The 12,875-nt window shown below is 47.4% G+C and carries 9 protein-coding genes; 2 read left to right on the top strand and 7 right to left on the bottom strand.

The features are described from left to right. Positions 1–87: 87 nt before the first annotated feature. Both VN105_RS03540 and VN105_RS03535 read left to right on the top strand, forming a co-directional pair. Positions 88–1,206 carry an alkene reductase gene (locus VN105_RS03540; protein WP_325637985.1) on the top strand — a complete coding sequence of 373 codons (1,119 nt, stop codon included), beginning with the start codon at positions 88–90 and terminating at the stop codon, positions 1,204–1,206. Further along, a complete protein-coding gene (locus tag VN105_RS03535; RefSeq protein WP_325637983.1) occupies positions 1,196–2,290 on the top strand; it encodes an alkene reductase in 1,095 nt (364 codons plus the stop codon). The genes VN105_RS03540 and VN105_RS03535 overlap by 11 nt, the downstream gene beginning before the upstream one ends. A gap of 112 nt (positions 2,291–2,402) precedes the next feature. Here the strand turns inward: VN105_RS03535 and VN105_RS03530 are convergent, their stop codons facing one another. The 7 genes from VN105_RS03530 to VN105_RS03500 form a co-directional block, all read right to left on the bottom strand. After that, on the bottom strand, positions 2,403–2,546 hold the full coding sequence (locus VN105_RS03530) for a hypothetical protein (protein WP_325637982.1): 144 nt from the start codon (positions 2,544–2,546) through the stop codon (positions 2,403–2,405). A 73-nt stretch (positions 2,547–2,619) separates the two neighbouring features. Continuing rightward, a complete protein-coding gene (locus VN105_RS03525; RefSeq protein WP_325637981.1) occupies positions 2,620–4,140 on the bottom strand; it encodes a right-handed parallel beta-helix repeat-containing protein in 1,521 nt (506 codons plus the stop codon). 71 nt (positions 4,141–4,211) lie between these two features. Beyond that, positions 4,212–5,513 carry an IPT/TIG domain-containing protein gene (locus tag VN105_RS03520; protein ID WP_325637980.1) on the bottom strand — a complete coding sequence of 434 codons (1,302 nt, stop codon included), beginning with the start codon at positions 5,511–5,513 and terminating at the stop codon, positions 4,212–4,214. Between the two features lie 29 nt (positions 5,514–5,542). Beyond that, a complete protein-coding gene (locus VN105_RS03515) occupies positions 5,543–7,378 on the bottom strand; it encodes a RagB/SusD family nutrient uptake outer membrane protein (protein ID WP_325637979.1) in 1,836 nt (611 codons plus the stop codon). Between the two features lie 24 nt (positions 7,379–7,402). Beyond that, positions 7,403–10,834 carry a TonB-dependent receptor gene (locus VN105_RS03510; protein WP_325637978.1) on the bottom strand — a complete coding sequence of 1,144 codons (3,432 nt, stop codon included), beginning with the start codon at positions 10,832–10,834 and terminating at the stop codon, positions 7,403–7,405. 133 nt (positions 10,835–10,967) lie between these two features. Further along, positions 10,968–12,137 carry a FecR family protein gene (locus VN105_RS03505; protein ID WP_325637976.1) on the bottom strand — a complete coding sequence of 390 codons (1,170 nt, stop codon included), beginning with the start codon at positions 12,135–12,137 and terminating at the stop codon, positions 10,968–10,970. Continuing rightward, positions 12,112–12,654, bottom strand: coding sequence for an RNA polymerase sigma factor (locus VN105_RS03500; RefSeq protein ID WP_325637974.1), 543 nt, complete (start codon positions 12,652–12,654; stop codon positions 12,112–12,114). The genes VN105_RS03505 and VN105_RS03500 overlap by 26 nt, the downstream gene beginning before the upstream one ends. Positions 12,655–12,875 lie beyond the last annotated feature (221 nt).

The following is a 12,875-nucleotide window of genomic DNA, read 5'->3' as shown; positions in this document are numbered from 1 at the left end:
TCATTTTAATGATACAAAGGTATAAGTTAAATAATTATGATGATAATATATTTTGAAGGAATTTTGCCTTATCAAAATATTTGAACGATGCTTTTTACAGATTATAAATTAGGCGGACTTCACCTGAAAAACAGGATAGTAATGCCGCCGATGACCAGATCCAGGGCCGCCCGTGGTGATGTAGCCACTTCACTGATGGCCGGATATTACAGTCAGAGAACAGGCGCCGGGCTATTGATATCAGAAGGTACACAGATCAGCCGGCAGGGCCAGGGCTACGCCTGGACGCCGGGCATATATAACAACGACCAGGTAGCCGGCTGGAAACAGGTAACGGATGCGGTACATGCCAATAACGGGGTCATCTTCGCACAATTATGGCACGTGGGGCGGGTATCGCATACTTCCATACAGGAAAACGGGGCTGCCCCGGTAGCACCCTCCGCTATTCTTGCAGAAGGTGTGAAAGTATTTGCCGATCCGGCAGGAAAAGGGCCCGAAGGCGGCGCCGGGGAAATGGTGCAGCACTCTATGCCCCGTGAACTTACAAGGCCTGAAATAAAGGCTATTATCAACGATTTTGCCCAGGCTGCCAAAAATGCCATTGCTGCAGGTTTTGATGGCGTGGAACTGCATGGCGCCAACGGTTACCTGATTGAGCAGTTTATTGACTCACAAACCAATCACCGTACAGACGAATACGGCGGTTCGCTGGAAAACCGTTTGCGTTTTTTGAAAGAAGTAGTAACGGCCGTAGCCAACGCCATCGGGAAACACCGCGTAGGCATACGCCAGGCGCCTTTAACCACGCTGATGGGCGCCATGGACGATCACCCGGAAGAAACCTACATTGCAGCAGCGAAAGTACTGAACGATATAGGCATTGCATATATTCATATTGCGGAAGCCGACTGGGACAATGCCCCCGTGATGCCGGCAGCATTCAAGGAAGCCTACCGGAAAGCTTTCTCCGGTACCCTTATCTACGCGGGTAAATATACCGTTGCCCGGGCCGAAGAAGCATTACAGAACGGCTGGGCAGACCTGGTTGCCTTTGGCCGGCCATTCATTGCCAACCCGGATCTTCCTTACCGGCTGCAGCACCAGCTACCGTTAAATGAACCCGACAGATCTAAATTCTTCGGAGGCGGCGCAGCAGGTTATACAGATTATCCAACTATTAAAAAAACAGCCAATGTTATTTGAACCATATACCGGCAAAAGCCTCACATTAAAGAACAGGATCGTGATGGCGCCTATGACCCGCGCCCGGAATCCAAACGGGATTCCCAATGAAATGAATGCGCTGTACTACCGTCAGCGTACCAACGCAGGCCTCATCATCACGGAAGGCACTTCCATCTCTCCTACCGCATCGGGTGTATTACATATTCCCGGGCTGTTCACCCCGGAGCAGGTGGAAGGCTGGAAACTGGTTACCAGCGCCGCTCATGCAGCAGGCAGCAAAATATTCACACAACTATGGCATGTGGGTCGCGTATCGCATACTACCAATCAACCTGGTGGCATTGCGCCGGTAAGCGCTTCCAACATCCAGGCTGCGCACTCACATGCATGGGGCTATGATGAAAACGGCCGGGAAGCATTTGTAACCTGCGCTGTTCCTGTAGCGCTAACTACAGCAGGCGTAAAAGCAGTGGTACAGGACTTTGCCAATGCCGCCGCCAATGCAGTGAAAGCCGGCTTCAACGGCGTAGAGCTGCACGGCGCCAATGGCTACCTGATCGAACAGTTCCTCAATCCTTTTGTGAATAACCGCAGCGACGAATATGGCGGCAGCATCGTTAACCGTAGCCGCTTTTTACTCGAAGCCATCGATGCATGTATTGCCAACATAGGCGCAGAAAAAGTAGCCATCCGTCTTACCCCGTATGGCGGCCTGCATGAAATGCCGCACTACGATGAGCTGGAAGCTACTTACCAATATCTTGCCACTGAACTTGGCAAACGAAACATCGCTTACATCCATATCATGGATCAGCAGTCGAGAGGCAGCTTTGCTTTACCGGAAGGCTTCATGGAAAGGTTCCGGCAACAATACAACGGCGTGATCATTCTTGCCGGTGGCATGAACCGGGAAAAAGCGGAACAGTATTTAAGCGCCGGCATCATCGACCTGGCTGCATGGGGAGAACCTTTTATTGCTAATCCCGATCTTACGGAACGATTGAAAAATAACTGGCCTTTGAATCCGCCCGACCGGGCATTACACTATGGAGGAGCTGCACATGGGTATACTGATTACCCGGAGTATGAAGCAACATTATAAGAAGGGAAGCATTACGATACCGTAATGCTTTTTTAGTATTAAACACTGAACCCGCCTGTGACAGCGGGTTCAATTCAACTAAAACAAACTTTAGCCATTGGGCATCCGGCTATTAGCATACCCAAAAAGTTTCTCCGCAGGAAATGAACTGCGTGGTTGGCAGTGTACGGCCTTTACTTTTCTCCTGTGGCGCTTTGCTAAGACTGGCCACGGTAATTTTTGTGAGCTTCAGCTTTGAGGTGATTTTCTTTTTCATATTGATACAGATTTAGGTTACTTCAATCTACGATAAGAATCTGTTATCATCAATCACGTAAAAAGGGGATTTATCACTGCTGTGCTCCTTTACTGATCTTATTATTTACGATGCGTGCATTACCATCAATGTCAACACTTCCGTTCACCGCTTCTGAAATAACTGCTCCGGTATTACGCGCAGGCGAATTGGCGGTAATATGCAGATCCGGCGCCGTAGTACTGATGAGCAACGGGTCTATGCCATACACTGAACCGGCATCTGTACCGGAAGTAGTTTTCCAGGTATTGAAATCAGTAATGATATTTGTGTTGGTACCGTTCCAGATCCATTGCGGTGTGCCGGTGGTGAAATAAAGATTATTGTCGATAACATTGCCCGATCCCGTATTGGTGTATTTATGTATAAAAATATCTACCGGTCTCGCATATACGATATTGTTGCGGATCACATTATCAAAACATTGTTCGGTAAGCCGGATCTCTCCTTCTATTTCGCCGAAGGCGCCTGGCTCCCGGTCGTTGAACAAAAGGGTGTTGTTCACCACGTAGCAATTGCGCGTACCACCTGAAGTGTAACCCAGGTAACCACCGAGATAAATACCGGTGCGCCAGCAGTTATATACAAAATTATTCCGTACAATACAGTTACTGGTAGGATAAGCATCATTCTCACTCACAATGCCGATACCACGGTCCGCGTCATGAATGCGGTTCCTTTCCACGGTAATATTCCGCGCGCCATCCACATAAATAGCTATAGCGCCATGGCCATGCACGCCGCCAACGGGCCCTCGGGTCATGTCGATGTTATACAGTTCGTTTTCGCTGATCACGCCATTCCTCGCATAGTTAAGTGCAGGATTGGTATTGGCCGCGTAACCACCTGCCGCATCAATACCAATGTTTTCGGTATTGTAAATAATGTTTCTCCTGATAATAAATCCATCTACATAGCCATTGATCGTAAGATTCTCGCTATAACCTGTTTTAGTATCATGAATGATATTATCTTCCACGAGGATGTTTTTCATTGCATCAGCCGTGTTGCCAATAATTTCAATACCATGACCGCTACGGCCCTGCGAAGGATCTACATTATGTTCTATGTTATAAATCTTATTTTTCCGGATGATGATATTGCCGGCTCCAGCGTCTGCTGTGATCCCATTCACATTGGCGCCTGCTGCGGTACTTTTCAGGTTGCAGATATCAAATCCTTCCAGTACTATATAACTGGTATTACTGATGGTTACCAGCGCTTCCCGGCCGGTAACAATCATTCCGGCGCCATCAATCACGGCTTTCTCACCGGGATAAGCCTTAAGGGTGATCAGCTTTTCCAGCCGCCCTGAACGTGGGAATACTACCTTTTCCGGGTAGCTGCCTGCCCGCACCATTACCGTATCGCCCGGAAGGGCTTTGGCCAGGGCAATGTTAATACTGCGCACTGGTTTGTTGATAGTACCGGCGGCGGAGTTATCTCCATTTTCCGCCACGTAATAGGTATGTGTTTGTGCGGCATCAACGGGAGTAACGGTATCAGATCCTTTACTACAGGCGCCGGCCAGCATAGTGAATAGTAATAAGTACATGTTCCTGTTTAACATCTTTTAAAAATAAACGGCAGCAGTAAGGCACCGCCGCCGCGGGTTTACATATCAGTTTATTCAGAAATTATTCTCCTCACCCTGTTATTATTTTTGTCCAGCACATATACTACGCCATCCTTATTTACCGCCACACCCATTGGTGCATTAAATGAAGCAGCAGCTCCAATGCCATCCGCAAAACCAGCAGCATTGCTACCCGCGTAAGTGATCACATTCCAGGTATTGGCGGAAACAGCACGGATACTTTCATCGGCATTAGCGCCATAGCTGCCGTTACCGGCCACGTAAATATTGCCGGAAACATCTACTGCCAATCCCCATGGATTGGCAAATCTCGCTGCAGTACCCGTTCCGTTCACATATCCGGCAACCCCGGTTGATCCTGCTATCACAGTGGGTTCCCAGGTATCCGCCTTAAAACGGATAATGGTATGCGCTGTATTACTGGATACATACAGGTTACCGGCCTTATCGAAATCCATACCACCCGGACCGGCTATACCGTTTATAATAGCGGTGCTGCTGCCATTGGCACTCATTTCAAAAACGCTTCCGCCTCCATTGCTGCAATAGTATACTTTACCGGAGGTTTTATTTACCGCTACATTCCATGGCTCCTGCACAGTGCCTCCAAGTGTGGTAGTGGTGCCATCAGGGGTAATTTTGCGGATGCTCCAGGTGCCCGGGTCTGCTACATACACATTGCCTTGTGCATCCAAGGCCACGCCGTATGGGATCTGGAAACGCGCTGAAGGTCCTTTACCGTCATCCCCGCCGGCATTACCGGGGCTACCGGCCAGTACAGAGGCATTACCTGCGCTATCTATTTTGCGGATGCAGGCGTTGCCCGGATCTGCCACATATACGTTCCCGTTATCGTCGGCAGCAATTCCCATCATGCGGTACCAGCTCTGCCCGTTGAAGTTAAACAGCGCATCAGCGCCTTTTCCGTTAGCAAAACCTGCGGTACCATTGCCTGCAAGTGTAGTAACGGTTCTGGAAAACACATAAGTAAACGGCGTGCTGCTGGTTACACTGTCTTTCCCTACTTTCACCACCAGGTTACCTGTACCACATTTCTTTGGTACTATTACCATGATCTGTTTCGTATTGGCGTTCACGATAGCACAGCGCTGACCATTGATGGTAACACTGATATCCGATGTGTCTGCGGAAAAATTATCGCCGGTGATCAATACCTCCGTGGTGGCCCCGCCGGTGGCGGGAATAAAGTCGCTGAGCAATACGGGTTGTCCGTCTGCATGTTTCAGATCGCTGTCTTTTGAACATCCGATCAACAAAGTAGTTATCAGTAAACAGCCTGTGAGTATATATGAATTGAGTGGCCTGATCATAGCAGTTAATTAAGAATTAAGTAAAGAAATCACCAGCCGGGGTTTTGCACCAATGCACGGTCCCTTTCCAGGTCCTGTTGCTGGATGGGGAACATGTACATTTTGTTATCCCAGTATCTTTTCTGGAACAGGGTGCGTGTATAAAAACCGGTGAAAGAAAATCCCTGGTCGTTATCTTTCGCATTTACATTCATGCCATAGATCGCCTGGTTCTCCGGTTTGCTCATCAGTAACCGGCGGATAAGTGTGTAATACCTGTCGCCCTCAAAACAAAACTCTACTTGTCTTTCCCGCAGGATGTACTTCCGCATTTCTTCCTGGTTACCTACTGCACCGGGATATACTGTTTCAATACCAGGCAGGCCGGCACGTGTTCTTACCATGTTAAGGTATTTCACGATATCGGTGTTAGCCGGATCATATTCATTCAGTGCTTCCACATAGTCCAGTAAAATTTCTGAGTAACGGATAAGGATATACGGAGACCGGTACGCATCGGTAGACATGCTGCGGAGGTTATCATTCGGGCTCAGTAATTTAGAAGGAAGGTAGCCCGTAATAATATTACTGCCCATCCCCAGCATTCCTGATTTACCACTGTAATAAAATTCCTGGCGCCCGTTGCCATCTTTATTTTTTTCAGAAGAGAAATAATTTTTATCATCCACAGATACCGCTGCCACCACGGGACGACGGTTGTAAGCGATGTATGCATAAAACCGTGGTTCCCGTTTGGCATACATGTTCCAGTCGCCCTCCTTATTTTCCCAGTAGTGATCGCCATCCTTTGCGGCGAAGCCGGTTTCCACGTAACCGGAAGCAGGATCGGTGATAGTTTTACCATTGTTCATATAAAACGCATCCACTACATTTTGTGTAGCGTTATACAAATTATATCCTGCCGGCCCGGGAGACGAACAAATGGTGTATCCCCAGCGCTGCCAATTCATAGATGCGAGAATGATTTCATCGTTCCAGGAAGTAAGGAACAGATCGCGTACAGAAAGGAACGGATCGAAGCTGGTGCCGCCGTTATCGAGATTAGTAAACAACTTATACTTGTTGGAATCAATAATCGCTTTGGCTGCCTGCGCGGCAATGCGCCACTTATTCACATCATAGCCGGACGGCGCCAATGCTGTACCATCCTGGTTTTTAAATGACGCAAGGGCAGGATTGCCATTCCACAAGGGGCTGGCTGCCCACTGTGCTACTTTTGCTTTAACTGCAAGGCATGCGCCGCGGGTAGCGCGACCGTTGTTGCCGGAGGAGCTCCATACAAAAGGGAGACCGGCAGCGGCGCCATCCATCATGTCGTTGATAAATTTCACGCAGGTATCGAAAGGCGCCCTGGGATACTTATTCATGTCTTCATCCTGGCTCACGGTGCTGGTAAGTTTTACAAACGGGCCGTATTGCCTTAACAGCATCCAGTAAAAGTAACCACGGAGAAAAAGATTTTCTGCTTTGTACTGTGCCTTCAATTCGTTACTCAGCTGATCGGCCGGCACTTTATCAATGTTTTGTTCAAAGATGAAAGATTTCCGGATAGCTGTATAATATCCACCCCAGTTGTAGAAGTACCAATCGGAGGCGCTCCAGTTGCCGCCTACCATATACCTTACGGTGGTGCCGGGAATGGAAACAGACAATTCATCCGCCGCGCCGATACCGGCATAATCGCCGCCTGCCTGGCGGGCGCTGTAAATATTGCTCAGGTAGGCTTCCGCGTTGGCCCTGGTTTGCCAGATCTGTTCTTCTGTAAGAAGATTGTCCGGCTTTTTATCCAGGTACTTGCTGCAGGACACCAGTGTAATAGTAGTGATACCGGCAAAAAGAAGTAACAGGTATTTATATCTGGTCATAACGATGATCTTTTTGGTCATTGATTAAAACTGCGCTCTTACACCCAGGGTAACGGTTTTCGGGAAAGGATACCTTGACGCGTAAACTCCCAGTTCCGGGTCCCATAATTTAAACTTCGTGAATGTAAGCATGTTGGTAGCCGTGGTGTATACCTGGAGGCTGCTGATCCCTTTGCGTTTCATATCCGGCGTAATAAAGGAGTAGCTGAAAGTAGCCTGTTTCAGGCGCATAAAGCTGCCATCGCGTATCCACCAGCTGCTGTTTAAATAGTTATTATCGTTGATGTTGGCAACGGTAAGTCGCGGATAATGCACATGCTGACTTGGATTTTCTGTTGTCCAGCGATTCGTCATATCTTCCAATACGCTGGCGGTATATTGCCCCATACCTGCAAAGGGTACTACACCTACCCCATCCGCACCGGCGCCATTGCCCATCACACCTGTGCCATTAGCCATAATGCCTACATCGGCTACGCCGGCAAAAACAGCGGAGAGCTCAAATCTTTTATAACCAATATTAAAGCCGTAACCGTATGACCAGGTAGGAAAGCTGGATTTGCCCAGGTAGGTTTGATCATTACCATCTACTTTACCATCGTTATTCAGATCCGCATATTTTACATCCCCCGGATGCACCACCCTGAACTGTTGCGGGCTTTTATCCACATCGTCCTGGCTGGTAAAAAGACCCAGGCTCTGGTAGCCTTTGAACTCGCCGTATTTATGTCCCTCCTGTTGGGCATAGGCATAAAGTGCAATAGGGTTATCTGCGTAAATGATCTTATTTTTTGCATAGGTAACGTTACCGAATATACGAATAGACACCTCTTTACCAATGTGGCCGGTGTATTCTACACTACCATCTATTCCTTTATTCACCATTTCACCTATGTTGCCAAAAATACTGCTGCCACCATACCCCGCGATCGGTGATATAGATTGGCGGGCAACAAGAATGGCGCTTCTCTTGTCCTGGAATCCATCTACAACGATATTCAGCTTATTTAAAATTCCCAGTTCCAAACCAATATCCGTTTTTGCCGATTTTTCCCAGGTAAGGTTTTGTGTGCCGATCACATCAGCATTGATACCACCAGTATAGGAAGGTGTGCCTGAGCTACCGAAAGACACGCCGCTGGCGCCGTTATAATAGGTGAGATAGCCAAAGCGATCCCCGTCAATCTGGTCATTTCCTGTCATACCATAAGATCCGCGGATCTTCAAAAGGCTGATCACTTTTGTATATGGCAGGAAAAAGTTTTCTTTTGAGATGACCCATCCCACAGAGCCCGCAGGGAAATAGCCCCATCTTTTACCTTGCTCAAAATTTTCTGAACCGGTAGCGCCCATATTTATTTCCGCCAGGTATTTATCCATATATGAATAAGTAACCCTTGCAGCAACACTTTGATTACGATAAGGAATGGCTGTTTTTAAATTAGGTGCAACACCTCTGAGCCGGTTCCGGATACTTCCAACCAGCAGCCCGCCGAAATTATGTTTACCGAAGTTGTGATCGTAAGTGAGATTGCCTTCCAGGTACATCATGCGTTCACCGGTAGATGACGCTTCATAACCCAGATAGGTGTTTCCGATCCTGGTTTGATTGTAGACCAGGTTACCGTTTTCATCCCTGCCCGGTGCATAGAAGAGGTCGTTCACCCCCTTCCTGCTATTGTCAAACTCGCTGTAGGTATCAAAAGAAAAACGGGCATTCGCACTCAGTCCCTCAGTAATTACATCCAGTTTCTGATTAAGGGATAACACGGATTGGATGGAGGGTCTGAACTCTGTGGAATAGCCGGAATTTTGTACAAGGTTAAAAGGGTTGGAGCCCCCGTTATTTACCGGTCCGGCCCATTTGCCATCCGGGTAAGATACAGGGAAGGATATAGGATTAGTAGCATAGGTAGAATACCAGATAGCTCCTGCAGAATTGCCCGGGTAGCGGGTATTCACCAACATGGAAGCGAGGTTGAGGGAAAGTAATGTTGTTTTGGTGACATTCAGGTCCACATTGCTCCTGAAATCATATCTTTTGAAATTGAGATTGGGATTATAGCCGATGTCTTTTACATTGTATTGCCCGTCCTGGTTATAAAACGACATGGATACATAGTAGCGCATGGCTTCTCCACCACCGCTTACGTTCACGTTGGCATTGGTCATGGAAGCCCAGTCTTTATAAATAGTATTGATCCAGTTTACATTTGGATAGATATAAGGATCAAGCCCGCTGGCTGTTTTACGGATCAGTTCATCGGAGTATACCGGTTCTTCACCAGCATTGGTACGGGCCTCATTGTACAATTTCATGTAGTTCACGCCGTCCAGCATTTTGGGCATTTTAGTGAGCCCGCTGAAACCCGTTTCTGCCTTGGCAGAAACTTTGGGCTTACCGGCAATACCCCTTCGGGTGGTAATGATCAATACGCCATTAGCTCCTTTGGCGCCATACACCGCTGTAGCGGAAGCATCTTTCAGCAGGGAAATGCTCTGGATGTCTTCCGGATCAATATTATTGAAGGCGCCGCCATAGGTACTGTTTACGTCTTCCCTTTGTACCCCGTCTACAATAATGAGCGGGGAAACGCTTCCTTTAAAAGTACCAATTCCACGAATGGTGAAGTTGGGATTATCATACCCGGGTTCACCACCACCACTCTGCATGGAAATCACACCGGCTACCTTTCCCACCAGGGCATTGGTTAAGGAACGCACCGGCGTTTGCATATCGGCCATGTTCACGGTAGATACGGCGCCGGTTACAGTTACTTTTTTCTGGCTGCCAAAACCTACTACCACTACTTCGTTCAGCTTGTCCACCTTTGCAGTGAGACTCACCTTCAGCGTTTTCTGGTTCACTACCTTTACCTCTTCAGGGTTCATCCCCATCATAGCTACTTTGAGGATATCATCCTTGCTGGCAGCAATGGAAAATACGCCCATTACATCTGTAACGGTTCCCTTTTTACTGTCTTTTACGGTAATAGTAGCGCCGGGCAGGGGATTTCCATCTACATCCATTACCTGCCCGCGAACCAGCCATTCCTCCTGCCTTGCCGCTACCGGTGTTGCGGTGTTTTCCGGCGCAGTTGCTTTTTTGTCGAGCACAATCCGGTTGCGTTGCAGTACATAGCTGATGTTTTTATCTTTGAAGATAAAGGTCAGTACCTCCTCCAGCTTTGCCTGGCGGAAGTTGAGCGACATTTTCTCGCCGTCGTTCAGCAACTGGTTGCTGTAAACAAGGGTAAGCCCCGTTTGCTTTTTAATGGCCCGGAAGATCTGCAGGAGCGTTACCTCATTACCGGTAACCGTGACGATTGATTGCAGCGAAGGCGCCGGTGTTTGTGCCTTCACACCGGAAAATGAAGTGCATAAAAGGGCACACAGCACCAACATGCGCACAACGTTTCGCATAGCCAGCTTACAGTGGCGTATACTTTTTCTCATTCGGGAATTGTTTACAAGTTAAAATGATGGTACAGCAAATGACAGTAACAAATGCTTTCATCACAACTACATCGTTTTCCTGGAAACGGGTGACAAGGAGTAGTAAAAATATTTTTTGAGGGGAAGGAAGATCTTATTTCAGTGTAATTTCATTACCCGACAAACGGTATTCAATATGTGCAGTTGTTTTAAGATCGGAGAGGAAATCTTCCAGCCGGTTGCGGTCCATCAGCCCTGTAACCACCTGGCCTGCTTCTTTGTTTTTATCCAATACAAAGCGTATCCCGTAAAAGCGGGAGGCCGTTGCTATCAGCGTGGTGAGCGGCATGCGGTGGTAATAATAAACACCGCTGCGCCATGACAATACTTCTTCTTCATCAAAATGACTGGTCACAAATCCTTTACCGGCATCATAGTCGGCCTGGATACCAGGTTGCAGTGCCTGGCGCTCATTCATTTTTCCTTTGGTGACCACGCTGCCTTCCACCAAGGCTGTTTTTACAATACCGGCCTGGTAGGTATTAATATTAAAAGCTGTTCCCAATACGTGTACACTGGTCAATGCGGTATGTACCACGAAGGGTTTATCCGCGTTGGCGGCCACCTTAAAATATGCTTCCCCATCTACATATACTTCCCTTTCCGCACGGCCAAAATGGAAAGGAAAACGGAGCCTGGTAGCGGCATTCAGCCATACCTCCGTACCGTCGGACAGTGTTAGCTTATAACTTTCTCCGGCAGGTACATCAAGTGTATTCAATATAGTATCGGCCGAAGTATATTGGAGCGTGCCATTGCTGGTGCTCAGTGTGGCATTATTGAGGGCAATGGTTTTGGCGCCGCTGTCTTTAGTCAGCTCCACTTTTTCACCGCTACTCAGCAACAGGCGTACCGGTTGCTTTTGCTGCTCCATGGCTATGGCAGGAGAGGTTACCGGGGCGGTACGGGCAAAGAAATAATAGACCCCGCTGCCTGCCAGTAATAATACAGCAGCGGCAGCCATCCACTTTTTAAGGTGGGTAGCAGGGCGGTGTGCGGTCCTTTCTTCCCTGATCTGTTGGAGTACAGCGGCTGAATCTATCTGCTCAAGGTATTTATCTGTATGCAGGGTAATACTTTCCGCTTCAAGCTGTTCCCACTGTGCTTTGAAATCAGCATCGTGCTGCAACATTTCCTGCACATACCGCTCCTCTTCCGCAGAAAGTGATCCCGACAGATGTTGTAGATATAATTCAAATATTTTTTCCTGTACCTGCTCCATTGTTAACAAATCGGGGCTAATACCCTTTATTAATAATTGCATGACGTAATACTTTCAATCCCCTTTTCAGGTGGGTTTTGAAAGAATTGATACTGATCCCCATTTCATCCGCCGCTTCCTGGTAACGCTTTCCCTGGATATATACCATTTGTATGGCCGATCTTTTTTGTACCGCCATATCATTAATGGCAGTGAGCACCTGTTTATAATAATCCGGTGAAACCTCCGTGCTGGTAACACAGGAATTATCCTGCAATTGCGTGAAGGCTACCTTATTTTCCAGTTCTGTTTTCTGCTTTTTAAGATGCGTCAGGCAGCGGTTTTTGATGGCCTGATGCAGGTATCCCTTGATATCACCGTTAAAATGAAGGTATAACTTTTTGTCCCATATATCGAGGAAGAACGTTTGTACAAGATCATTTGCTTCGGCTTCATTTCGCAGGAACCAATAAGCATTCAGGCAAAGCAGCTTGTGATACTTCAGAAATAAAGCATCATATGCTGAAGCATCGCCTTCCTTTAAACGCTGCACCAATACTATGTCTGATGAATGACTCATGTAACCGGAACCTTATTGGTAATTATTCATTACAGGTGGCTTAAACACATAACATGCCTGCAACACTGCCAGGTGACAGGTTTATTACAGTGATTTTGACAAATGATATTGGAAGAGATTTACTTCTTCCATTGTTCACGCTTTGATACTAAAGATTTTGGCGAATTAATTATTAAACCGGAATCAAGGTAAATAATAAAATTGGAAAAATATACGCCCCC

The sequence above is a fragment of the Chitinophaga sp. genome, assembly GCF_035564935.1.
In the GTDB taxonomy this organism is placed as follows: domain Bacteria; phylum Bacteroidota; class Bacteroidia; order Chitinophagales; family Chitinophagaceae; genus Chitinophaga.
Note: the sequence above shows the minus strand (reverse complement) of the source record. Positions and strands in the feature narration are given on the sequence as shown.